Origin of the sequence: Streptomyces sp. NPDC048297 (assembly GCF_043201585.1) — a bacterium.
Classification (GTDB): domain Bacteria; phylum Actinomycetota; class Actinomycetes; order Streptomycetales; family Streptomycetaceae; genus Streptomyces.
On sequence record NZ_JBICZA010000051.1, the window covers coordinates 22,324 to 46,527 of the forward strand.

Here is a 24,204-nt window from a genome sequence, read left to right on the forward strand (position 1 = left end):
GAAGCACCCGAGGGCCAACGTGCCTCACCTGGTCGGGAGTTCGGCAACGTGACGGAGCAGCGCACCGGCCCGTGCGCGCCGGCTACGTCATTCGTCGTGGCGGCTCAGTAGGAACCTCAGTCATCCGCCGGTGTCCCGGGACGCGGTGGCGGGCGACGATGCGAGCCTGCGCCATTGGCGTCACGCATCACCAGGGAGGCTACGGTCGTGGTACGCCAGGTACTCACCGTCGATCACAACGGCTCCGGGGAGTACCGGACCATCACCGACGCACTCGCGCGAGCCCGCACGGGAGCCGTGATCAGCGTCCGGCCCGGCCGGTACGTCGAGAACATGATGGTGACCACACAGGTCACCATCGCCGCTGACGGGCCGAAGGGCAGCGTGGAGATCGTGCCGCGCCGCGGCACGGCCCTCACCCTCGCCTCCGAGGCGGTGATGCTCACGGACCTGCTCCTGCGCGGCGGCGAGAGCGACGTACCGGTCGTGCACGCGGCCCGGGGTCAGCTCGCCATGCAGGACTGCGAGATCGTCGGCAAGGGCTGGACGGCGGTGTCCGCGTCCGACACGGGCTCGCTGGCCCTGCGCGACTGCCGTATCACCAACCCCGAGGGCGCCGGGATCGTCGTCAGTTCCTCGCAGCCCAGCGCGGTGGAGGACTCGGTGATCGAGCACCTCGGCACGTCGGCGATCGTCGCCATCAACCAGGGACGGCTGAGCGTCCGGGGCTGCCGTCTGCGCAACGCCCGGGGCAACGGCGTCCTGGCCAACGGCGAGGCCCGCGGCTCCGTGGAGAACTGCGAGATCTCCTCCACGGACAAGCCCGCCCTCGCCCTGGAAGGGGCCAGCAGCGTCATCGTCCAGGACGTCACGGTGACCGGAGTGACCGTCGGTGTCTACGTCACCAGCACCTCGCACACGGTGCTGGAGAACGTCCAGGTCACCGACACCACGGGCCATGGCATGGTCGTGGCCGCCGGTTCCAACCCGCTGCTGCGCCGCTGCGGCACCGCCGACACCCGCGGCAGCGGACTGCTGGTCACCGGCAAGTCCCGGGGCACGTACGAGGACTGTGTCTTCCGTACCTCGGCGCAGGCCGCGATCCGGGTCACGGAGTCCAGCAGCCCGGTCCTCACCGGCACCGTCGTGAAGGACTCCGAGGGTGTCGCCGTCGCGCTGACGGACGAGTCGGCGGCGGAGATCGACCGGATGGACGTGCAGGACGCCGGCGGGCACGGTCTGTCGGTGCGTTCGGGTGCCAACCCGCTGCTGCGCCGGGTCCGCATCGGCGGCACCAAGGGGTTCGGCGTCGAGGTCGCCGAGGACGGCCGCGGCCGTCTTGAGCACTGCGAGATCGAGAACACCGGGGCCGCGGCGCTGCGCATCGAGGGACACGGCAATCCGCACGTCGGCAACACCACGATCCGCCACTCCAAGCAGGCCGGTGTGTCGGTGGGTTCGCTCGGCCGGGGCTCCCTGCGCGACTGCGAGATCACGGGCACCGGCACCGAGGGGATCTCGGTCGAGGACGGCGGGGAGCCGTCCCTGACCCGGGTGCAGGTCAAGGAGCCGGGATCGCACGGCATCCTGATCGCCGCGGGCGGCCGGGCCGGCCTCAACGCCTGTGAGTTCACCGACAGCAAGGGCGACGGAATCCGCATCGACAGCGCCGAGCAGATCTCGGTCACCGGGTGCACGGTGCGCGGCAACAGGGGCGCCGGGCTGCGCCATTCCCGCCCCGGGCCCCGGCTCACCGTGGACGGCCTGGTCAGCTCCTCGAACGGGGCGGCCGACGTGTGGGAAGGAGCGCCGCGGCAGGAGCCGGCGCCCGGCCTGGCACGCGGGGGCGCGGACTCCTCCGACGTCGGCGTGGACGGGACACCGGCAGCGCCCCAGGGTCCGCTCGCCGAACTCGACGCGCTGGTCGGCCTGGAGGGCGTCAAGCACCAGGTCACCACGCTCGTCAACCTCAACCGGCTGGCGCAGCACCGGGCCAGACTCGGCATGCCGGCGCCGCCCACCAGCCGCCACCTGGTCTTCGCGGGCCCTCCCGGCACCGGCAAGACGACGGTCGCCCGGCTGTACGGCAGCATCCTCGCGGAGCTGGGTTCGCTGCCCTCCGGACACATCGTGGAGGTCTCCCGGGCCGACCTGGTCGCGCAGATCATCGGCGGTACGGCCATCAAGACCACCGAGACGTTCCAACGTGCCCTCGGCGGTGTGCTGTTCATCGACGAGGCCTACACCCTGCTGTCGGACAGCAAGGGTTCAGGCGCCGACTTCGGTCAGGAGGCCATCGACACCCTCGTGAAGCTGATGGAGGACCACCGGGACGAGGTCGTGGTGATCGTCGCCGGTTACTCCAAGGAGATGCAGGGGTTCCTGGCCGCCAACCCCGGTCTCGCCTCCCGCTTCACCCGGAGCATCGAGTTCGTCAACTACACGGTGGACGAACTCGTCACGATCGTCGAGAACATGTGCACGGCGCACAGCTACCAGCTGGCCACCGAGGCCCGCGAGGCCCTCGCCCTGCACTTCACCCGCATGCCGCGGGACGCCACGTTCGGCAACGGCCGTGCGGCGCGCAAGGTCTTCGAGCAGATGGTGGACCGGCAGGCGTTCCGGCTCGCCTCCCAGGCCGAGGTGAGCCAGGCGGATCTGACGCTGCTGGTCGCGGAGGACGTGGGTGAGGAGGAAGCGGCTCTGGTCAACGCCGGCGGCGAGGCCGAGCCCGCGGACTCGGCCGCGCTCGCCGAACTCAACGGCATGATCGGCCTGTCCGCCGTGAAGGACGAGGTGCGAGGCATCGTCGACCTGCTCGCGGCGTCGCGGCAGCGTGCGGCGGCCGGACTGCCAACCCCCCGCATCAGCCACCACCTGGTCTTCGCGGGCCCGCCCGGCACCGGCAAGACGACGGTCGCCCGGCTCTACGCCGATCTGCTGCGCTCCTTCGGCGTCCTGCCGCGCGGCCAGCTGGTGGAAGTGGCACGAGCCGACCTCGTCGGCCGCTACATCGGACACACCGCGCAGCTCACCAAGGAGGCCTTCGAACGCGCCCTGGGCGGTGTGCTGTTCATCGACGAGGCCTACACCCTCACACCGGCCGACGCACCGTCCGACTTCGGGCGGGAAGCGGTCGACACCCTGCTGAAGCTGATGGAGGACCACCGCGACGAAGTCGTGGTGATCGTCGCCGGCTACACGCAGGAGATGGGGCGCTTCCTGGACTCCAACCCGGGCCTGGCCTCCCGGTTCTCCCGGCACGTGGGCTTCGAGGACTACACCACCGACGAACTGCTGGCCATCATGGAGCAGCAGACGGTGAGCCTCGGGTACCACCTCGCGCCCGAGACGACCGTGGCCATGCGTCACCACCTCGAGACCCTGCCGCGCGGACGCTCCTTCGGCAACGCCCGCCTGGCCCGCCAGTTGGTGGAGCAGATGATGACCCGGCAGGCCGGCCGGCTCAGCGGTCTCACCCAGCCGGACGTGGAGGCGCTGAGCCTGCTGACGCCGGACGACCTGCCCTTCGCGCCCGCGGCCCTCCCGGACGCGGCCGCCCAGATCCTCCAGCATGACAGGAGTCTTCGGCCATGAAACTGTGGCAGAGTTTTCTGGGTCGCAGGACGTCGGCCCGCCCGGCCGGGGAAGACGCGGGCCGGGTCAGCGACCCGGCGGCGGGTGTCTACCTCTTCCACCCCTCCGAGCACGCTCCGGACCACCTGGCCGACGCGGCGCACTCGCTCCAGCACTCGGCCCAGGACCGGGTCATTCTGCTGGTCGACAGCGAAGTCCCGGCGGACGACACGCTGTTGGAGCAGTTCACCGGGATCCTCACCAAGGCCGTACGGCACCGGGTGGAGGGCGTGACCCTGGTGATGGCCGACGGCGCCGCGTCCGGCCTCGCGGGCCGGATCACCGAGGCATGGCCGCTGGAGGTCGTGGCGTGCGACGGAACGCCGGTGATCGGCCCCGGCGGCACGCTGTTCAGCCCGTACCGCTGGCTCCGGTTCGTCCCCGGGCTCGCGCCCGAGATCATCGGACAGCGGTTCCCTCCCCCGTCCTGGCAGCCCGCCTGCTCCCGGCTGACCGCCGACATCGCGGACGGGCATCGCATCGACCAGATTCCCGCCGGTCTGCTGCTGCGTCCCGGGCACTGGGGGACACCGCCCGTGCCGCCGCTCGCGCACACCCTGCCGATGGACATCAACAGCGCGATCCTCCTGGTGGGCGGCCCCGGAGTGGGCGCGCCCACCGCGGACGCGGTGGCCAGCGTCCTGGCCGCGCTCCCCGCGCAGGTGCGTACGGCGACACGGCTGGTGCCCTGGTCGGGCGACCTGCTGCCCGTGGCCGTCGAGGTGGCGGACCTGCTCGGCACGGAGGTGGAGGTCTCCAGCGGACTGCCCCTGCTGGTGGACTCCCCCGACTCCGACATCCTCGAGTCCCGCACCGTCCTCGTACGGCCCGACGGGGAGCCCACCTGGGAGCCGTACGTCGAGTCGGTCATCTGCGGACCGCCGAGCGGCCCGGCGCCCCGGCTCAAGCGCTGGCGTCCCCCGATGCACGGGATCGCGCCGGGCATCGCCGACGGCACGTACCGGCTCTCCGACGAGTGGGAGGTGGCGGTCACCCGGGCCGGGCTGTGGATCGGCCCCTCGGGTGAGTGGCCCGGGACGTGGGAGCGTCCCATCGAGGCGGATGTGCTCGCCATCGATCTCGGCCTGCCCACGAGCCGTATGACGGACTCGCTGGTGCCGGTGCTCGACCGGCTGCTGGCCCGTCTGGAACCCGGGGGCCGCGAGCGCGCGTTGCTGCAGGTGCACGCGCAGTGCTCCGGCGACCAGGTCAAGCAGCTGCGCCGGCTCGCCGTGCGGCACGAGATCGGCATCGCGCCGCGCGGCTGGATCCCCGGTGTCCCGACACCCGCCGCGGTTCCGGCCGCGGTCGCCGCCTCGGCGGCCGGGCAGCGGACGGCGCCCGCGCTCCCGGAGCCCGCGGGCCTTCCGGCCGCCGCCGTCGCGGCACCGCCCTCGCTGATGTCGTCCACCGAGCCGTCGCTGGCACCTGCCGAGGTGACGCACGACACCGCCGCCCGCCCCGCCCCCGCCCCCGCCCCCGCCCCCGCCGAGACCACACAGATGCTGGCGCTGCCTCAGGTGAACGTGGCCGAGCCCAGCGGCGGCGCGGCCTCGGCGGCGGCACTGCCCGGCTGGCTCACGACCGGCGGTTCCCAGACCGGTGCTCCTTCGACCGGCGCTCCTCAGGCCGGCGGTCCTTCGACCGGCGCGCCCGGTCTGGGCTCGGCGGCGCCGGACGGGGTACCGGTACGCAACGGCGGCATGCCGGGGCCGACTCAGGCCACTACGTCATCTCCGTCACCGTCTCCGTCATCTGACGTAGGTGGCGATTCCGCGGCGGCGGGTTCTTCGCGCGTGACGGCGGAGTCCGCCCTGCCGACGGCCACGCCGAACGTCCCGGACCCGGTGCGAGCGCCGGAACCCGTGCGGCCGACGGCACTGGCACCGGCACCGTCCAAGGTCGCGGGACCCGCGGCTCCGGCCGCCCCTGCCGCGCCCGTGGCGCCCGCGTCTCCCGTCGCGCCCGCGCCGGCGCGGCCGGCTCCCGTGCCGGTGAACGGCCAGGGGGAGGTGCAGAACATCCGTACCGCGCTGGGCGACAGCTGGCAGCTCCACCACCAGGCGGTCCAGCGTGCTGTGACGCGGCTGCCCTCCGTGCGCAACCGTGTCGACGACGCGATGCGCAATGATCTCGCGGTCGTGCACGCGTACGTCACGGACGAGGCGGCCCGGCTGCCGTACGACCTGCGACGCCCCGCCCTCGCCGCGGGCCTGCGGCTGCTGCCCTCGTACCGGGGTCCGGCCGTCCGCAGCGCCGGCCCCGAGGGCGCCTCGGTGGAGTCGCTCGTGCCCGGCGTCGAGCTGAGCGCGGCCGACCCGATCAGCGCGCTCGCCGGAGAACGACCGCTGCCCGAGGCGGGGGGCGACCGGTACCTGATCTGGTCGGCGACCGCCCGGCGTATTCGTCCGCTGCTCGACGACACCTCGGCGGAGGGCCCCGAAGAGGTGGTCTTCGCCCCGCAAACGCGACTGCGCGTCCTCGGTACCCGCGAGGGGCCCGGTGGCCGGATGGTTCTGCTGAGGGAGCTCTCTCAGTCCGCACCTGCGGCCGGCGCCGGTCAACTCGACCCCCAGGATGCACTGTTCGAGGAACGACTGCTGGCCTGGCTGGCGTTGCCCGCCACGCAGTGGGATCCGGCGACCGCCTGGCCTGAGCGTTGTGCGGGCCGGCTGACCGAACGGCCGGCGGGCGACCCCGTCGGTGCACCCGCCGCGCCGGCTCTGTCCTGAGCGACGCGAGCCACCAGGCCGGCACCACCTTTCGACAAGGAGATCACCATGGCACGAGCACGACGAACGGAAAGCGAGAGTCCGCCGAGCCCTGAGCTGGAGACCAGGGACCGGCTGCGGATCCGCCAGGCCGTCGCGCTGCAGGACAGCACCTCGGCGGCCGGCTCGGGCCGCACGGCCGTCTACGTGTCGCAGCCCGGCTCGCCCGCCCGGTCCCAGACCGCCCCTGTGACGGAGCCGGCTCCGGACGCCGACAGCACGCCGGCCGCCTCGCGCACCCGTCGGCAGTCGGGTTCCGACGCCTCCGCCGCACCAGAGCCCGCGGGGGCCGCCGCACCCCAGGCGGTGATCGCCAACGACGAGGGCACCGCCCCCGACGCGGACGGGACCGTCGCGTCCGTGACTCCCCTGCTCGACACCTCGGCCACCGCCGCCTCCGGAAACCCGGGGCGTCCGGCGCGTCAGACGTCGTCGGGACCCGGTGGGCGTCCGCTCATGGCGGCGGCGGCCATCGCGGGCGCGGTCCTGGTGTCCGTGCCGCTCGTCGTCCAGCACGAGAGTTCGAGCTCGCGCGAGACCCGGGTGCTCGGCGATCCGAGCGCCGTGCCCGCCGCCACGCTCGGCGACCCCGGCACGGCCTGGCCCAGCCCGCAGGGCGCGGCAGGCAAGCAGGAGAGCGACGGCCGGACCGGCACCGGTACTGGCACCGCGACCGGTACTGGCACCGGGCAGAACAGTGTGGCGGACACGACGGACACGGGGCACGACTCCGCGAACCCCTCGGACGCCACGGACGCCTCGGCTGACCCGGACGCGGCGGACACGTCGCACTACACGCCTCCGAAGGTGCCCGGGGAGGACGAGCACGGCGCCGACGCGAAGGGCGCCGACGCTCAGGGCCGGCAGGACAAGCACGCCGACCACGGGAACAACGCGAACAACGGCAACAACGCCAACAACACGGACAGCACGGTCAACGGCCCCGACGGGCAGCAGCCGAGCACCGGCATCCTGCCTGGACGGGTGGTGTTCGGGGCGAACGTGCCGGAGGAGCGTCAGGGTCCGGCCTCGGCCTCTGTCGCCGACGACGAGGGCAAGCAGTCCGACTCGACGGCCACGACGCACGACGCGCCCAAGAAGCACCACGCGACCAGGACGCACGAGGCGCGGGACACCAGCAACGCCAGCGACACCACCGACACCGCCGACACCGGGCCCCGGTCGAGCACGCGCACGACCAGTGCGACGAGCGCCTCGGTCGAGAAGCCCGCGGCGCAGAAGGCTGTCGCCGAGAAGCCGGCCGCGCGGAAGCCGGCAGCCGCCAAGCCTGCGGCCGCGAAGCCGGCCACCCGGCAGCCGGCCGCCGCGAAGCCTGCGGCTGCCAAGCCGGCGGTGCACCGGCAGAGCGCGCCCGCGAAGAAGAAGGCCGCGGTCGTCGCCCAGCCCACGCGTCCGCGCACCACCCGGATGGCCGCCAAGCCGGCGGCCGAGCCGGGCCAGACCCGGGTCATCCAGGGGACGTACGTGCTCCACCCGGGCCAGTCCGTGTCCACCAACCGGCTGTCCCTGTCCATGCAGGGCAACGGCAATCTCGTGATCATCGACGAGAGGGGCAAGGTGCGCTGGTCCGCGGGAAGCGCGGGCCGCGGTGTCCGCGCCGTCTTCCAGGACGACGGTAACTTCGTCGTGTACGGCGCGAACGACCAGACCGTCTGGTCGTCCAACACCCCTGGGAACCCGGGCGCCAAGCTCGTCATGCAGAACGACGGCAACCTGACGATCCTGGCGACGGACGGCCGTGTGCTGTGGGCGAGCGGTACGCAGCACTGACGTACCCGCGACCCTGACACAGGGACATGACGGAGGGGGCCCGGATGATCCGGGCCCCCTCTGCTGTGCCGGTCCGCTGTGCCGATCTGCCGTTCCGGCCTGTCGTTCCGTGCCGTCGTTTCGTGCCGTCGTTCCGTTCCGTCGTTCCGTTCCGTCGTTCCGTGCCGTCGTTCCGGTCCCCCGTGCCGGTCTGACGCGCCCCTCTGCCGTGCCGGTCGGCGCGCGCTCAGAGCAGGTTGCGGCGCAGCGCGTAGGCCACCGCATGGGGGCGGTTGCGCAGGCCGCGGCGTTCGAGCATCCTCTGGATGATGCTCTTGATGGTGCGCTGGGAGTAGTTGAGGCGCGCCGATATCTCAGCCGTGCTGAACCCGTCCGCGAGCAGTCGGAGCACGTCGAGTTCGCGTGGGTGCCCGGCCGGCGCACGGCCCTCCCGCACCGGCCCGGCCGGTCGCGCGCCCGACGTGTGCGCCGCCGCTCCCTCACGGGCGGGCGGACGGCCGGCCCATCCCCTGCCCCTGTCCAGCAGGGCCTGCACCACCGTCTCACCGCGGACGTTGCCGCGGTGCAGCAGATGGGTCAGCCCGTGGGCCCGCGCCCACGCACGATGCGCCTGCGTCATCGATTCCGCCACGATGACCATCCGGACTCCCGGCATGCGGGCTTCGAGCAGGGCCGCCTTGATCCGGGACATCAGAGCGTCGTCCACCTCGAAGGCCAGGGCAAGAATGACCTGGGCCTCCCGGTCGCGCTCCGGGGGGACGATCTCCACCCGGGGATCCTGTTCCAGTAGGACGGTCATGGCGGCATCCGTGATCGGATCTCCGCCGATGACTCGCACGAGTACCGACGCCACGATCGCTCTCATTTCTTTGTCCGGGTAGGGGGGTACGGAGTGTGCCTCCGTGTCTCGCAATGTGCCTCATCACGGCACACCGGGACTTGACCGAGTGAGCACAAGACATCGCTCACCGTGCTGTGTTCGTCTCGCGCCACGGCCCCGTCGTACACCGCGAGGGCCAAAACGTGCGGTCCACGCCCGCAGCGATTGCCGGACGCGGAAGGACATCGATCCAATTGCGGCACCGACCGGCCGTGAGAACAGGAGCCAGGATGGCACCGGAGCAGGCAGTTCCCCGAGCACAGGCGTTTCCCATCGACCCGTTGGGGCGCGACATCCCGGGCGAGGCGGCGGCTCTGCGCGCGGCGGGCGCGTGCGTCCGCGTCGAACTGCCCGGCGGCATCGAGGCGTGGTCGGTGAACAGCCGGCCGCTGCTCCAGCGCCTGCTGACGGATCCCAACGTCTCCAAGGACCCTCGACTGCACTGGCCTGCCTTCCGCCGGGGCGAGATCCCGCAGACGTGGCCGCTGTACACCTGGGTGGCGGTCCAGAACATGTTCACCGCCTACGGAATGGAGCACCAGCGGCTGCGCCGGCTGATCGCCCCGGCGTTCACCGCGCGACGCACGGAGGCCCTGCGCCCCGTGGTCAAGGGCATGGTGGAGGACCTGATCGCCGCTCTGCGGGACGTGGACGGCAGCCGGGGCGTGGAGTTGCGGGAGATGTACACGCACCCGCTGCCCATCCAGGTCATCAGCCAACTGTTCGGTGTGCGGCCCGAGATGCGCCCCGATCTGCGGCGCGCCGTGGACGGCGTCTTCAACACCGCGGCCGACCCGGACGAGGTGATGGCGACCTACACGCTGCTCTACTCGCTGCTCGGGCAACTCGTGGAAGAGAAGCGGGCGCAGCCGGAGGACGACCTCACGAGCGTGCTCATCGCGACCCGTGACGGCGACCTCGGGGGGCTCACCGAACAGGAGCTTCTCGACACCCTGTTGCTGGTGCTGTCCGCGGGGCACGAGACGACGGTCAACCTCATCGGCAATGCCGTGCACGCACTCCTGACCCATCCCGAGCAGCTGGAACTGGTCCGTACGGGACGGGCGTCGTGGGACGACGTGATCGAGGAGACCCTGCGCTGGGCGCCGAGCGTCGCCACCCTTCCCCTGCGGTACGCCGTCGAGGACATCGAGGTGGGCGACGGTGTCGTCATCGGGGCGGGCGAGCCCATCGTCGCCGCCTACGCGGCGGCGGGCCGCGACCCGGAGTACTACGGCCCGACGGCCGACCGGTTCGACATCACCCGCTCCCAGCGGGAGCACCTCGCCTTCGGCTACGGCGCTCACCACTGCCTCGGCGCTCCGCTGGCCCGGATGGAGGCGCAGTTGGCGCTGCCGGCGCTGTTCGAGGCGTTTCCTGATCTGCGGCTCGCCGTGCCCGCGGACGAGCTTTCGCCGATCGATTCGTTCATCTCTCAGGGATTCAAGTCTCTTCCCGTGCGCTGGGGTTGATACGACCGTGCCGACGCGGCGGTCGCAGAGCGTGCGCACGCCGCAGAGCGTCCGAGATGTCTCGGACGCTCTACGAGGTGGCTTGCCTATGGGCCGCATACTTCCAGACCACGTGGTTCAGGGCCGCGTGGTTCAAGGCCCCGTGGTTCAGGGCCGCGTGCCGGTACTTTCAGAGAGCCCCGGTCTTGATGGCGTGCGCGATGGCGTGCGAGCGGTTGCGCAGCCCCAGCCGGTGCATCATCCCGGCGATGACGTTCTTGATGGTGCGCTCCGAGTAGTTGAGCCGGGTCGCGACCTCAGCGGTGTCCAGGCCCTCGGCGAGCAGTCTCAGCACATCGATCTCGCGCGGGGAGAACTCCGTGGGAGCCGACGAGAAGCCACGTGTGGGCACTCCGTCCCGCGGCGGGGTGCGCATCCGGTCGATGAGCGAGCGGACGTAGCTGCCGGGGAGTTCGGTACGGCCGCTGCGGCTGGCGCGCACCGCCTCGAACAACTCCGGCAGTTTCGTCGTGGACCGGATCAGGAAGCACGCGAGCCCGTGGTCGAGGGCGCGGGCCAGCTGCCAGTCCTCCAGGTAGTTGGCGACCAGGACGATCCGCGCGTCGGACCGCTCGCCCGCCTCCCGCATCCGGTCCAGCACGCCCTCGGTCACCTCACCGGCCAGGATGAGCAGGACCTCGGCGTCGGACTCGTCGCCCGGCCCCAGCAGTTCGACGCCGTCACGTGAGCGGAAATAGGCTTCGACGCCTGTGCCCGTGATGATGTCCGTCGCATGGATCGCCAAGGTGAGCGTGCTGGAGGTGGTTCTCTCTCGGGTGAGCATCATCACCGTCTCCTTCCCCGGGTGCGTGGCCGCTGCCTCACCGGTCGTGCCCACAGTAGGTATGCCAAAGCCGATCGTCATGTTTCGTACCGATGAACGCCACTGTCAGGCATGCATAGCGCACATACAGTCAATTGCTGGTGTGACGAAAGGGCCTACCGTATATGCCTGTTAGGTATGTTCCGGAGTCAACACCCAGCCAACGACGCGCACCTGAGTCCCTGCAACACGTACGTGTTGGGTACTTCGGCCGGGTCGGACCACCGCACGATGCACCATCGGCCACAGCTGGTGTGCGGAGGGACACCTCGCTGTCCCCCGTGAACTCGCTGTATACGCATCCCGTGCTGTTCTGAGACGACTTCGGGGGAACGAAGAACAAGGGAGCGATCACCATGCGTTCTGACCACTCGGCGCCATCGCCCGAGAGCATCGCACGCGCCCCCTGGCCACTGACCGGCCGAGAGCGGGAGACGGCGCGCCTCGACGCACTCGTCGACGCACTGATGCACGAAGGGGAAGGCGGGTCACTGCTGCATGAGGGGCACGGCCGGGCGCTCGTACTGCGGGGCCGGCCGGGGACGGGACGGACCGCGCTGCTGAACGGCTGTGCGGAGCGGGCCCGCGCCGCGGGAGCACAGGTCCTCACGGCCACCGGTGTCCGTTCGGAGTCCTCCCTTCCGCTCGCGGCACTCCATCAGACGCTGTGCGGGGTCCGCGACCGCCTGGACGACCTGCCGGCCGAACCTGCCGCGCTCCTCGGAGCCGTCCTGCACGCCGGGCAGACGACGGTGGCCGAACCGTTCCTCCTCTCGACGGCCGTTCTCACCCTGCTCGAATCGGTGGCCCGTGACAAGCCCGTCCTCCTCGCGCTGGACGACAGCCACTGGTTCGACGAGGAGAGCCGGCGTGTCTTCGGCTTCCTCGCCCGCCGCCTCCAGGGCGCTCCCCTCGCGCTCGTCGCGACGGCGGACGGTCACACGGGCCCTTTCTTCCAGGACGAGGGCATCCCGGAGTACTCCATCGGGTCCCTGCCCGAGCCTGACGCCGTCGCCCTGCTGGCGACGCGTCACCCGACAGCCGCCCCAGGCACGTTGCGCAGGCTGCTCGCGGAGGCCGGCGGCAATCCCCTGGGGCTGACCGAACTGCCCACGCTGCTCTCCGACGCGCAGATCGAGGGCCGTCAGCCGCTGCCCTCGCCCCTCCCGCTGAGCAGCCGCCTGGAGCGGACCTTCCAGACGCAGGTGCGTGAACTGCCCGCCGAGGTCCGCGAACTCCTGCTGCTCGCGGCCCTTGAGCAGTCGGGCAGCGCACGCACCATCTGGGCCGCCTACGAGCACGGCTGGGCCGGCGCACGGGAGGCACTGGTCGCCGCCGAGAACGCTGGTGTCCTGCGCTTCAGCGGCGAGGACGGCGTCATGACCTTCACCGAACCGCTGCTGCGGACGGCGGCCGTGGCCGAAGCCCCCGCTGACCGTCGTCGCGCCGCCCATCTGGCACTGGCCGCGGCCCTGGACCACGACCCGGAGCAGCAGGTGAGGCACCTCGCGGCGGCGGGCGTCGGTCTCGATCCGGCCGTGGCGGACGCGCTGGCGGCCAGCGCGGAGACGGCGGCCGAACGCGGCCTGGAGTCCGTCGCGCTGCGGGCGCGCAGCCGGGCGGCGGACCTCAGCGGGCACGGTGAACGCCGGGCCGAACTGCTGGCGCTCGCCGCCCACAGCTCGGGGCGCGGCGGACAACTGGGGCGTGCGGAAAGCCTGCTGGCCCGTGCCGCCGAGGAGTCCTCCCAGGAGACCTCCGCCCTCGCCCTGGCCCGCGCTCTGCTGCTGGCCGAGCGCGACGACGACGGCAAGGCCGCGATCGAGCTGCTGCTGCGGGCGTTCGACGCCTGCGGGGACCCGGCCCGGGGCTCCGGAACCGGCGACAACGGCCACGACGCACTCCTGACCCGCATGTTCTCCCTCGCTCTCGTCGCCGGCGGTGGGGAACAGTGGCACGCCGTGACGTCCCGGCTCAGCACGGGTCCCGCCTGGGCCCGGCTGATGCGCGACGCGTCCCTGCCCCTGGTCGGCGAGGACCAGAAGGCGTCGGCACGCCTGGACGCGGCCGTCAGGGAACTCCCCCAACGCCCCGGCAACGACGCGGTGCTGCGCCTCGCGTGGGCCGCGCTCTCGATCGGCGAACTGGGGCCCGCACTCCAGGGGCGGCTGCGTCAGGTGATCACCGCGGCCCGTGCGGGCGACGCGGTCACGGACTGCGCCGACGCGCTCGGTCTGCTCGGGTTCGACCTGCTTCTGCACGGCGAGTGGGCCTACGCCGAGGAAGCGGTCGAGGAGATGGCCGCGATCGCCGACGCGCACGGCCTGCGCCTGACGGCGCGACGCGCCAAGGCGCAGCTGGCGCTGATCGCCGCCGCCCGCGGTGACAGCACCGCCGCGCGTGAGGCGACCCGGAGCCTGGCCGAGGACGGCGCCGCCCCGGGACTGGTCAGCGTCATGATCCATCAGGCCAACGCCTGGGCCGCACTCACCGACGAGGCGTACGAGGAGGCGTACACGCACGCGTTGCGCGCCTCCGCCGCCTCGGCGGACTGCACGGCTCTGTCCCCGGTGCACTCCCTGCTCCTGCTCGACCTGGTGGAGAGCGCCGCTCTCACGGGGCGGGGGCACGAGGCGCGGATGCACCTCGCGGCGGCGCAGGCCGCCGGGTTCCACCACAAGTCGGAGCGGCGCCGTTTCCTCCTCGCCGCCGCGCAGGCCGTGCTCGCGTCCGGGGACAAGGCCGAGGCGCTCTTCGCCGAGGCGCTCGAACTGCCGGGCAGCCGGCCCGGATCGCTGGAGTACGACCGTCTGCGGTCGGCGTTCCTGCGCCGGCGGACGACCCACGACGCCACGGGCCCGACGCCCCTGGCCGCCGCTCCCCGGCCCCGGCTCAGCGTGACGGGCAGGCTGCCCGAGGAACACAGCCGAACGGGCGAGCCGCAGCTCGGACCCGTGCCGCTCGCGGCGGCGAAGGCGATGCCGGTCCAGATGCCGGTGCCGGGCAACCCGGCTGACCTCACGCCGCAGGAACTGCAGGTCGCGCGTCTGGCGGCGTCGGGGTTGTCCAACAAGGACATAGGGGTGCGGTTGTTCCTGTCGCCGCGGACGGTGAGCACACATCTGTACAACCTCTTCCCGAAGCTGCACATCCACTCCAGGGCCGCACTGCACGAGAGGCTGCTCCAACTCGGTTACGAGGAACGCTCGCCGCGTGCCTCCGAGGCGCTCTGACGGGTCGTCCCCTTCCGTTCGTCCGCGCACACACAGGTCCGGCCCGGCGATGTACGGTCTCCCGCACATCGCCGGGCTCGGCCGGCCGGCGTTCAGGCCACACGTGAAGCGGCGGCGGCGACGGACACACTCGCCGCCGGCGACTGCGCCGGCAGGTCCCACCACCAGCCGATCACCCGGGACTCCACGGGCATACCGGCCGCGTACGCCTCCTGCGGCGGCTGCTCGTTGATCCTCGCCCGGTCCGCGACGGGCCCCGCGTAACGCTTGGTGGACAGGCTGAAGTCGAGGTTCGCGCGCACCCACTGGCCGAGGTCGATCAGGTGGGACAGGAGCGCGGGACTCGCGGACTCGGCCACCTCGTCGCGCAGGCGGACGAACAGCCCCATGATCGAGTTGCGGATCCGGACCGCGTCCTCGAGCACGGCCTCGGGCGTGGCGTGCGGCTGTTGCCAGGCCAGCACGTCCAGCAGACTCGCCTCGCCACAGGAGGCGGACGCCTCCTTGTGGTGGGAGAAGATGTCGTTGTCGAGTGCGACCAGGGTGGCCGTCATCTCGCTGAGGGCGCGGACGGCGGGTGCGCTCTGTTCCTCGGGTGCGACGCTGTACCCGTTGACGTACCCCAGCAGGACCAGGCTCGACTGCATCCCGCCGTTGCGCAGCCGCAGCAGCAGGTACTCGTCGAGGGTCTGCGGCCTCTCTCCGTCCTGCCGGGTGGCGCGTTCCCACACGAGGGCCGAGAAGTGCGAGCGCAGCGCTTCGACCCACTCGCCACGCTGCGCGAGCGTGGCCGTCTCCGACAGCCGGGCACCGATGTCCCGGAGGGCCACGGCGTAGGGATTGCCGGGCAGGGGCCGTATGTCACCGGTCTCGGCCACGCGGTGCATCGCGGCGAGGAAGTTCGCCCACTCCGCCACCGACTGCCGGGGGGCGAGGTCGCAGTAGGCGTCGTCGAAGGTGAACAGCCAGCTGTGGTGGTCGGCGAACACGAGCAGTTCGCGTTCGCGTCCGCGAGGAGCCACGCGCGCCACGAGCTGACCGGGGTGCATCGCCTGGAATGCCGTGCGGAGTTCGGCACCGTCGGGAATGTTGTGGCGGAAGGCCCAGCGGACGGTTTCCTCGTCGAGAAGGTCGGCCATCGGGTGAACAGCCGGTAGGACCGGGCAGTAGAAATTCAACTGGGGCAGCCGTCTGAAGGGAACACGCATGGCGCACCGCCTCGTCTCGATCGAAGTGTTGCCGGTCCATTCCGGCCATCCTGCGTGCCGATCGGCAAGGCGGTTCCTTTGTCGGCCGTGAACAGCCCCAAAGGGCAGGAGAACACGGCACGAAGTGCAGATTTCTCCGTGCACGACACCCGTCAGCGGTGCTGCCCGGCGAGTTCGGCGGTGTCGAGAAGGGCTTCGACATCGATGGTGTCGGCCCCGTACCGCACGGACCGCAGGCAGCGTACGCCGTGCCGCGTCAGATACGGCTCCAGCCGCTCGATCCGTGCGCGCAGCGCGCGAAGTGTCATGGGCTGTGCGGGAGTTCCCAGAAGCATACGGATGTCGTGGCAGCAGACGGGCCCGCGCAGCGAGCAGAGGACGTCGAGCAGCAGGGCCTGCGTCCGGAACGCGGGCGCCTGCACCGCCAGGCGAGGAGCCCCTGTCGCACATCGCCGGTCGCCGACGGCTCCCGTGCGTCGCAGCCACCGCAGATCGGCCTCGATGCGGGCCATCAGGACGCCCGGCGGGGCGTTGCGGTCCAGAACGTTGAGGGCGCCGGCCATCAGCAGCCGGGAGGCGTTCTCGGCCCCTTCCGCCGATACGACGACGGGCGTGACGATCTTCAACGACCGGACACAGGCGACGAGTTCCCCGAGGGGACGTGCGCCCCCGCTGTCCAGCAGCAGCACGGGGCTGCGCACGCCGGCGGGGTGATCCCCGCTCACGGCCTGCTCCCAGCCCCGGAAGACCAGGTCGAGACAGGACGCACGCCTGAGTCTGGCCTCCCATTCCGTGTCACGGTCGAGCGGTACGACCACCACGTCAGGCCCACGACCGTGCCCCTCGAAGGGACGTGCCTTGCTCGCCCAGTTGACCGCGCGAACCGCCGGCATCCGAAACCTCCCCCCGATCGCTGCTTTCCTCTCCGGTGAAAGCACCCGAGCCGAAGGCATGTTACGCACGGATATAAACCTTTCCATCCCACCGCGGCACGACATCGGCCGTTCAACTGGCGGGTTGCCCGAATGGTCGATGCGAAAGGGAAAAAGGGGAAGTCGGCACCGGGGTTTCAGTTCGGGGTCCCTTCGCCGAGTATCGTCCGGGCCACCGCGTCGATCCGTGCGTGCCGTCGCCATTCGCTGGGTTTGATTCCGTACGCCGTCTGGAACCGCCGGGTGAAGTGGCTGGAGCTGCTGAATCCGCACTGGGCGGCGACGGCCGCGATGGTCAGTCCCTGATGCTTCGGCGAGGCGAGGAGCGTGCGGGCCGCCTCCAGTCGCTGCTCGATGAGCCACTGCTCAAGGCCGATGCCGGCCCGGCTGAGGACGACGTAGAGCTGACGCTGGGAGATCGCGTGGGCCTGGGCGACGCGCTCGGGGGTCAGGTCGGCTTCGCCCAGATGCCTGCGGAGGTACGCGAGGACGCGCGCGACGAGGGTCTCCTCCATCGCCGCCGCCACCTGCGGTTCGCTCACGTCGCACGAGGCGGACAGGAGCAGGGCCCGTATCAGCTCTGTCGTGGCGTTGGCCAGGGCGGGCCCTCCCGGATCGACCTCCAGCCGGGCCGGGTCCGTCCACAGGCCCCGCAGATGTGTGAGCACCGTGCCGTACAGCGGACTGGACTGGAGCCGGAAGCAGACACCGGCCACGACGTCGACGGGGAGCCCCAGGCGGTCGGCGTCCATGGTGACGAGCTGCATTCCGCCCATTCCGGACCATCCGAAGGTGCGGGCGGAGGCCTGGTGCATCACACAGATGTCGTCGGGGCCCACGAACCCCTGGCGTCCGGCCAGTTCCAGGCGCCCCACGCTCCGCGTCTGCAGACCGACGGCGACGACGGGCCGCTCCCGCATCTGGCGCAGGTGTTTCTCCGTGCGCCGGACGGAGAACCCGGTGCTGCTCGACCGGAACAGGTGCAGACCACCGACCCGCCACATCTCGAACCGCGCCCTGACCTCCGCCGCCGGGTCCTCGTGCGTCACGTCGTTCGGCACGAAGGTGTCCATCGCGGCCTGGAACGCGTCGACACGCTCTTCTCTCGCAACCGTGTCGAGATCCAGCAGAAGCACGGCAACCCCTAGCTCACACGCCTGAGCGGGAATTGTGCACCGCTATCGGCGCCGGCTGAAGTGGATGATCGTATGTGGTCGGGTTTGCGCACGTGCGGGGAGTACGGCGTACGGAACGCGGAACAGAGCGAGCGGAGCACGGCGCGCGGGTAGTGGAATATTCAATAACCCCGGTGGGTTCTACCCGGCGAAGGAGGCCAGAGTGGAAATCTCGTACTACGACCACGGAACCGAGGCGGAGCGCTGGGAGCGGGCGCAGCGGTTCTTCGAGGACAAGGACTACGCGAGCGCGGCCCGGGTGCTCGTCAACCTGGTCGAGGAGGTGCCGGAGCAGACCGGACCGCGGCTGCTGCTGGCCCGCTCCTACTACCACTCGGCCCAGCTGCGCCGTGCGGAGGCCGAGCTGCGGATCATCGTGGAGCGCGACCCGGTGGAGCAGTACGCCCGGCTGATGCTGGGCCGCACGCTCGAACGGCAGGCGCGGCACGACGAGGCGGAGCAGCACCTGCGCATCGCCTCGGCCCTCGCGGGTGACTTCGCGCAGGCGTGAGCGCAAGTCATCGGGCCCGGTCCCCGTCAGGGGGCCGGGCCCTTCGTACGCGCCGGGCCGGTGCGCGCCGGGAGCCGTGCCGTGTCCCGCGCCTGCGCCCGCGCCCGCGTCAACCGCGCGGAGCGTCACATGGGCGTGGCATCCTGACGCGATGGCACCCAGTGATCACGCGCCCCTCGCCGAGCGGGTCGAGGAACTCCTCGCCGCCGGTGGCCCCTTGCCCATCGTCGCCGCCGGGCAGCCGGTACTCCGGCAGGTCACCGAGCCGTACGACGGCGAACTCGCCCCCGCCCTGCTGGCCCGCTTCGTCGAGGCCATGCGCGCCACCATGCACGCGGCGCCCGGCGTCGGCCTGGCCGCCCCGCAGGTCGGTGTGCCGCTGCGGATCGCGGTGATCGAGGACCCGGCGCCGGTGCCCGAGGAGGTGGCGGTGGCCCGGGGCCGGGTGCCGCTGCCGCTCCGGGTCCTGGTCAACCCGTCGTACGAGCCCGTCGGCACCGCTCGGGCCGCGTTCTTCGAGGGGTGCCTGAGCGTCCCCGGCTGGCAGGCGGTCGTGGCCCGGCACGCCGAGGTGCGGCTGCGCGCCGAGGACGAGCACGGCGCCGCCGTGGACGAGGTGTTCACCGGCTGGCCCGCCCGGATCGTGCAGCACGAGACGGACCACCTGGACGGTGTGCTGTACCTCGACCGCGCCGAACCGCGTTCCCTGTCGACCAACGAGGCAGTCGCGGCCCGCTGGACACAGCCGACCCCACGGGCCGCCGCCGAGGCACTCGGCTTCGAGCTGCCGTGACAGCGCTCAGGACGCCGAACTGCCGGGACGACGAACCGCCTCGACAGCTCCGGACGCCGAACCTCCGCGGCCGGGAGGTCACTTGCCCCGGTTGGCCTCCAGCAGGCGCAGCCAGACCTCGCTGAGTGTCGGGTAGGACGCGACCGCGTGCCAGAGGCGGTCCACGGGGACCCGGCCGGCGACGGCCACGGTCGCGGAGTGGATCAGCTCGCCCACCCCGGGGCCGACGAAGGTGACACCGCGCAGGATCTGCTCGTCGAGGTCGACGATCATGCGGGCGCGGCCCTTGTAGCCCTCGGCGTACAGACCCGCGCCGGCGACCGAGCTGAACTCGACGTCCACGGCGCGGACTCGGTGGCCGTCCTCCTCCGCCTCGGCGAGGGAGAGCCCGACGGCGGCGGCCTCGGGATCGGTGAAGACGACCTGGGGTACGGCGTAGTGGTCGGCGGTGGCCACGTGGGCGCCCCAGGGCTCGTCCCGCAGGGGGCTGCCCGTGGCACGGGCGCCGATGGCGTCGCCGGCGATACGGGCCTGGTACTTGCCCTGGTGGGTGAGGAGGGCGCGGTGGTTGACGTCGCCGCACGCGTACAGCCAGTCGGTGCCGGGGACGCGCAGGGTGTCGTCGACCTCGATCCAGGAACCGGGTTCCAGGCCGACGGTGTCCAGGCCGATGTCCTGGGTGTGCGGGACGCGTCCGGTGGCGAAGAGGATCTCGTCGGCCTCGATGCGCTCGCCGGTGCTGGTCACGGCCACGACGGTGCCGTTCTGCCTGCTGACGGACTCGACCGTGACGCCGGTGCGGACGTCGGTGCCCGCCTCCGCGAGGGCCTCGGCGACCAGCTCGCCGGCGAACGGCTCCATGCGGTTGAGCAGTCCCTTGCCCCGGACCAGCAGGGTGACCCGGGAGCCGAGTGCCCCCCAGGCCGTGGCCATCTCGGCGGCGACGACACCGCCGCCGACCACGATGAGCCGGCCGGGAGCCGCCTTGGCGCTGGTGGCCTCGCGGCTGGTCCAGGGCTTGACCTCGGCGAGGCCGGGCAGGTCGGGAAGCTGGGCCTGGGTACCGGTGCAGACGGCGACGGCGTGCCGGGCGGTGAGGGTCGTCACGGTGCCGTCGGGGGCGGTCACGGTGACCGCGCGGGGGCCGGCGAGGCGCCCGTGGCCGCGGTACAGGTCGGCGGAGATGCCGTCCAGCCAGGCGACCTGGCCGTCGTCCTTCCAGTGGGAGGTGTACTCGTCCCGGCGGGCGAGGACGGCGGGCGTGTCGAGGGGGCCCTGGACCGCCTGGGCCAGGCCGGGCAGGCGGCGGCCGTCCGCCTGGGCGATGACCGGCCGCAGGAGCGCCTTGCTGGGCATGCAGGCCCAGTACGAGCACTCGCCGCCGACCAGTTCGCTCTCCACCACGGCGGTGGTGAGCCCCGCGGCGCGGGTCCGGTCTGCGACGTTCTCCCCCACGGGCCCGGCGCCGAGCACCACGACGTCGTACGCGATCGATTCCGTTTCCGTCATGGGGTCAGTCTGATGGGTGACGGGCGCGGAGGCCACACGGGTTCACGCGCGGGACGTTACCGTGCACGCGTGGAACAGAGGCGGCCCCCGCCACCGGAATAGACGGCCGGGCGGTCGCGTTTGCGCCCGTGGCACAACACCACACCCGGAAGAGGGAATCACGCCATGAGCAGCACTGTGGAGCTGACCAAGGAGAACTTCGACCAGACGGTGACGGACAACGAGTTCGTCCTCATCGACTTCTGGGCGTCCTGGTGCGGTCCGTGCCGTCAGTTCGCGCCCGTGTACGAGAAGGCCGCCAAGGACAACCCGGACCTGGTGTTCGCCAAGGTTGACACCGAGGCCCAGCCGGAACTTGCGCAGGCGTTCGAGATCCAGTCGATCCCGACGCTGATGATCGTCCGGGACCAGGTGGCGATCTTCGCCCAGCCGGGCGCGCTGCCGGAGGCCGCTCTCGCGGACGTCATCGGGCAGGCGCGGAAGCTGGACATGGACGAGGTGCGCAAGAGCATCGCCGCCCAGCAGGGGCAGGCCGAGTAGTTCACGGTTAGTTCACGGTCACAGGCCGAGTAGTTCCCGGTCACAGGCCGGGCGGCCGGGCGCTCCCCGGTCGCGGGAAGAGCTGTTCGCACCTTCGCGTACGACGCGGCAGCCTCGCGTGTCGGGCGGCGCCCCCGCGTCTCGGGCGGCACCTTCGCGTACGACGCGGCGCCCTCGCGTCTCGGGTGGCGCCCCCGCATGTCGGGAGCCGCGTCAGCTGGATGCGCGGTGGACCAGCGACGCGCCCAGCACCGTGCGGATCTCGGGCTCCCCGCCTGGGTCGTGAACGGCGCGGTCGACGAGTTCCGCGAGGTCGCGCCCGGAGGGCAGTTCGATGCGGACGGTGCTGAGCCGGGGGCGCAACAGCCGGCCGAGCATGAGGTCGTCGGCGCCGACGACGGCCACGTCCTCGGGGACGCGCAGTCCCTCGTCCTGCAGGGCGCGCATCAGCAGCATCGCGTACTCGTCGTTGTACGCGAACACCGCGTCGAGGCCCGACTCCCGCCAGCGGGCGGCGAGTTCGGCGGCGGACTCCTCGGTGGAGGCGAGCGGCAGCTCGGTCACCGTCGCGTCCGTGCCGCGCAGGGCCTGGCGCACCCCGGTGAGCCGGGGTGCGGAGAAGGCCCGCAGGCCGGGCTCCTCGGGCACGACCACGCCGATGCGGCGCCGACTGCGGGCGTACAGGTGCGTGCCCGCGCGGTGGCCGACGATGTCGTGGTCCATGAGCAGGGCGTGCGCGCCGTCGACGCGTTCGGGTCCGAGGGTCACCACGGCCCGCGCGCCGGCCCGTTGGAGGACCGAGACGCCCCGCGGGCCGAGTCCCGAGCCGGGCACCAGAACGGCGACGGGTCGCAACTCGGCCCAGGCGCGGGCGGCTTCGTCACCGTGGAGGCCGACGGTGCCGTACTGCACGACGGTGTAGTCGAGGCGGCCGAGGGCCGACTGGAGTTCTTCGACGCAGCGGCGGTAGAGGGGGCCCACCGGGAACGCCGGGGCCGGCATCAGGACCATACGGCTGTGCCCGGCACGCAGGCTACGGGCGGCCGCGTGCGGCACGTACCCGAGTTCACGCGCGGCGTCGTGGACGCGGCGGCGCGTGGGCTCGCTGATCCGTACGGCGCTGGTGTTGTTGAGGACGTAGGAGACGGTCGCGCGGGAGACTCCGGCCAGGCGTGCCACGTCGGCACTCGTGGGCGTGTTCGGTATCTGCACCATGACACTGCGCATCCTGGCAGAGGGGCCGATACGGGGCGCGGTCGGGGCGACGTCGTTCAATACTGGACGAAACCGGGCCGCGCACCTGTCACGCGCGGCGAAACTCCCGTCACGCGCGCGATCACGCGTGCGACGAGACCCCCGTCACGCGCGCGACCAGATCGAGCCACCCGTTCTCCAGCCGCTCCATCGGCATGCCGCACTGCCGGGTCAGGTGGTGGACGACGGCGGGGTCGAGGTAGGCCAGCAGTGTCTGGGCGAGCAGGTCGGTGTCGCCGTCGGGGACGAGCCGGCGGAGCAGCATCGTGACGTGCGTGCGCAGCGCCAGGACCGAGGGGTGGGAGAAGCGCCGGCTCGGCTCCGGCTGCGCGGCCAGCTGGAGGTCCAGCTGCTCGGCGGAGCGGTAGAGCACGGCCACGCCGAACGCCCGCAGCCGCTCCAGGGGCGGTGCTCCGGGGCCCAGTGGCGGCGGGCCGGTGAGGAAGTCGGACTGGAGCTGCGTGGCCGAGTGGTCGAGCAGGGCCGTCAGCAGGCCGGTGCGGTCGCCGAAGCGGCGGAAGACCGTCCCCTTGCCGACCTGGGCGGCCGCGGCCACCGCGTCCATCGTGACGCCCGCCGCGCCGTGCTCCGCGATCAGCCGGGCGGCGGCCTCCAGCAGCCGGGCCCGGTTGCGGGCCGCGTCGGCGCGCAGGCACGGCTCCTCGGGCCCTGGACCGACCTCCAGCAGCTGGGGTACGTCAAGGGGTTCCTGAGGCTCGGGGCAGGGCGGCAGGACGCTGGACATGACGCCAGCGTAAAGCATCGGGAACAAAACTGGACTACGGTCCGGTTAGCCTGCTAGAAAGTTAAACGGACCCCGGTCCGGATCCCGACGCCAGTGTTTTCCCCCTTTTGGAGTCACCTCATGTCTGTTCGCATCCTCGCGCTCGTCGGCAGCCTTCGCGCCGGTTCGCACAACCGTCAGCTCGCCGAGGCGGCCGTCAAGCTCGCCCCCGAGGGCGCCGAGGTCTCGGTCTACGAGGGCCTGGCCGAGATCCCCTTCTACAACGAGGACATCGACGTCGAGGGCAGCGTCCCGGCCGCCGCCGCGAAGCTGCGTGAGACCGCGCAGGCCGCCGACGCGTTCCTGCTCTTCTCCCCCGAGTACAACGGCACCATCCCGGCCGTCCTGAAGAACGCCATCGACTGGCTGTCCCGCCCGTTCGGCGCCGGCGCCTTCACCGGCAAGCCCGTCGCCGTGATCGGCACCGCCTTCGGCCAGTACGGCGGCGTGTGGGCCCAGGACGACGCCCGCAAGGCCGTGGGCATCGCCGGCGGCAAGGTGATCGAGGACATCAAGCTGTCGATCCCGGGCTCCGTGACCCGCTTCGCCGAGACCCACCCGGTCAACGACGCCGAGGTCGCCGCCCAGCTGACCGAGGTCGTCGCCCGCCTGCACGGCAACGTGGGCGAGGTCACGGCCGCCTGAGCCGTCCGCACCCGCAAGAGGGCCGGAGCCCGTGTGGACGCTGTTGGGTAATCCCGGCCTTCGTGTGACGTCGGCTCCCGAGACCTTGTTGTGGTCTTGGGAGCCGACGTTGTCGTATGGGGAGGGTGTCGATGTCGATGCAGCCGCGGGAGCCGGGGGAGATCCCGGTGGAGACGGTGCGGGTGGCCCGGGCGGCTTTCCCGAAGGG

At 71.9% G+C, this 24,204-nt stretch carries 17 protein-coding genes; 9 read left to right on the top strand and 8 right to left on the bottom strand.

Features of this window, described 5'->3' with window-relative positions; genetic code table 11:
* Positions 1–207: 207 nt before the first annotated feature.
* Genes ACGFYV_RS34805 through ACGFYV_RS34815 form a run of 3 tightly spaced genes read left to right on the top strand, consistent with a single transcriptional unit; the run spans position 208 to position 8,198 of the window.
* Complete coding sequence (locus ACGFYV_RS34805) at positions 208–3,597, top strand: right-handed parallel beta-helix repeat-containing protein (protein ID WP_393882535.1); 3,390 nt, start codon at positions 208–210, stop codon at positions 3,595–3,597.
* Complete coding sequence (locus ACGFYV_RS34810) at positions 3,594–6,368, top strand: hypothetical protein (protein ID WP_393882536.1); 2,775 nt, start codon at positions 3,594–3,596, stop codon at positions 6,366–6,368. The genes ACGFYV_RS34805 and ACGFYV_RS34810 overlap by 4 nt, the downstream gene beginning before the upstream one ends.
* 48 nt (positions 6,369–6,416) lie before the next feature.
* The gene (locus ACGFYV_RS34815) at positions 6,417–8,198 is read left to right on the top strand and encodes a hypothetical protein (protein ID WP_393882537.1); all 1,782 of its coding nucleotides are present in this window, start codon (positions 6,417–6,419) and stop codon (positions 8,196–8,198) included.
* Positions 8,199–8,424: 226 nt separating this feature from the next.
* On the opposite strand, the gene ACGFYV_RS34820 is transcribed toward ACGFYV_RS34815, so the two are convergent.
* Positions 8,425–8,997, bottom strand: coding sequence for a response regulator transcription factor (locus ACGFYV_RS34820; protein ID WP_393882538.1), 573 nt, complete (start codon positions 8,995–8,997; stop codon positions 8,425–8,427).
* A 311-nt stretch (positions 8,998–9,308) separates the two neighbouring features.
* Here ACGFYV_RS34820 and ACGFYV_RS34825 point away from each other — a divergent pair, with 311 nt between their 5' ends.
* Positions 9,309–10,550 (top strand): cytochrome P450, encoded by a 1,242-nt coding sequence (locus ACGFYV_RS34825; RefSeq protein WP_393882539.1) that lies wholly within the window; start codon positions 9,309–9,311, stop codon positions 10,548–10,550.
* 169 nt (positions 10,551–10,719) lie between these two features.
* Here ACGFYV_RS34825 and ACGFYV_RS34830 read toward each other — a convergent pair whose 3' ends face one another.
* Entirely contained in the window at positions 10,720–11,376 is a 657-nt protein-coding gene (locus ACGFYV_RS34830; RefSeq protein ID WP_393882540.1) for a LuxR C-terminal-related transcriptional regulator, read from the bottom strand.
* A gap of 392 nt (positions 11,377–11,768) precedes the next feature.
* Here ACGFYV_RS34830 and ACGFYV_RS34835 point away from each other — a divergent pair, with 392 nt between their 5' ends.
* Positions 11,769–14,645 (top strand): LuxR C-terminal-related transcriptional regulator, encoded by a 2,877-nt coding sequence (locus ACGFYV_RS34835; protein ID WP_393882541.1) that lies wholly within the window; start codon positions 11,769–11,771, stop codon positions 14,643–14,645.
* 92 nt (positions 14,646–14,737) lie between these two features.
* Here the strand turns inward: ACGFYV_RS34835 and ACGFYV_RS34840 are convergent, their stop codons facing one another.
* The 3 genes from ACGFYV_RS34840 to ACGFYV_RS34850 form a co-directional block, all read right to left on the bottom strand.
* Positions 14,738–15,784: a terpene synthase family protein gene (locus ACGFYV_RS34840; protein ID WP_393882542.1), complete on the bottom strand. Its 1,047-nt coding sequence runs from the start codon at positions 15,782–15,784 to the stop codon at positions 14,738–14,740.
* 221 nt (positions 15,785–16,005) lie between these two features.
* A complete protein-coding gene (locus ACGFYV_RS34845; RefSeq protein ID WP_393882543.1) occupies positions 16,006–16,746 on the bottom strand; it encodes a hypothetical protein in 741 nt (246 codons plus the stop codon).
* Positions 16,747–16,922: 176 nt separating this feature from the next.
* Positions 16,923–17,921 carry an AraC family transcriptional regulator gene (locus tag ACGFYV_RS34850; RefSeq protein WP_393882544.1) on the bottom strand — a complete coding sequence of 333 codons (999 nt, stop codon included), beginning with the start codon at positions 17,919–17,921 and terminating at the stop codon, positions 16,923–16,925.
* A 202-nt stretch (positions 17,922–18,123) separates the two neighbouring features.
* Between ACGFYV_RS34850 and ACGFYV_RS34855 the strand changes: the two genes are divergently transcribed.
* Positions 18,124–18,471: a tetratricopeptide repeat protein gene (locus tag ACGFYV_RS34855; RefSeq protein ID WP_393882545.1), complete on the top strand. Its 348-nt coding sequence runs from the start codon at positions 18,124–18,126 to the stop codon at positions 18,469–18,471.
* 151 nt (positions 18,472–18,622) lie between these two features.
* Positions 18,623–19,264 carry a peptide deformylase gene (locus ACGFYV_RS34860; protein WP_393882546.1) on the top strand — a complete coding sequence of 214 codons (642 nt, stop codon included), beginning with the start codon at positions 18,623–18,625 and terminating at the stop codon, positions 19,262–19,264.
* Between the two features lie 78 nt (positions 19,265–19,342).
* On the opposite strand, the gene ACGFYV_RS34865 is transcribed toward ACGFYV_RS34860, so the two are convergent.
* Positions 19,343–20,773 carry a dihydrolipoyl dehydrogenase family protein gene (locus ACGFYV_RS34865; protein ID WP_393882547.1) on the bottom strand — a complete coding sequence of 477 codons (1,431 nt, stop codon included), beginning with the start codon at positions 20,771–20,773 and terminating at the stop codon, positions 19,343–19,345.
* 165 nt (positions 20,774–20,938) lie between these two features.
* On the opposite strand from ACGFYV_RS34865, the gene trxA reads away from it, so the two are divergent.
* The gene (trxA, locus tag ACGFYV_RS34870; RefSeq protein ID WP_393882548.1) at positions 20,939–21,313 is read left to right on the top strand and encodes a thioredoxin; all 375 of its coding nucleotides are present in this window, start codon (positions 20,939–20,941) and stop codon (positions 21,311–21,313) included.
* A gap of 213 nt (positions 21,314–21,526) precedes the next feature.
* Here trxA and ACGFYV_RS34875 read toward each other — a convergent pair whose 3' ends face one another.
* A complete protein-coding gene (locus tag ACGFYV_RS34875; protein WP_393882549.1) occupies positions 21,527–22,540 on the bottom strand; it encodes a LacI family DNA-binding transcriptional regulator in 1,014 nt (337 codons plus the stop codon).
* Between the two features lie 109 nt (positions 22,541–22,649).
* Positions 22,650–23,330: a TetR/AcrR family transcriptional regulator gene (locus tag ACGFYV_RS34880; protein ID WP_393882550.1), complete on the bottom strand. Its 681-nt coding sequence runs from the start codon at positions 23,328–23,330 to the stop codon at positions 22,650–22,652.
* Positions 23,331–23,432: 102 nt separating this feature from the next.
* Between ACGFYV_RS34880 and ACGFYV_RS34885 the strand changes: the two genes are divergently transcribed.
* Complete coding sequence (locus ACGFYV_RS34885; protein WP_393882551.1) at positions 23,433–23,996, top strand: NADPH-dependent FMN reductase; 564 nt, start codon at positions 23,433–23,435, stop codon at positions 23,994–23,996.
* Positions 23,997–24,204: the final 208 nt, after the last annotated feature.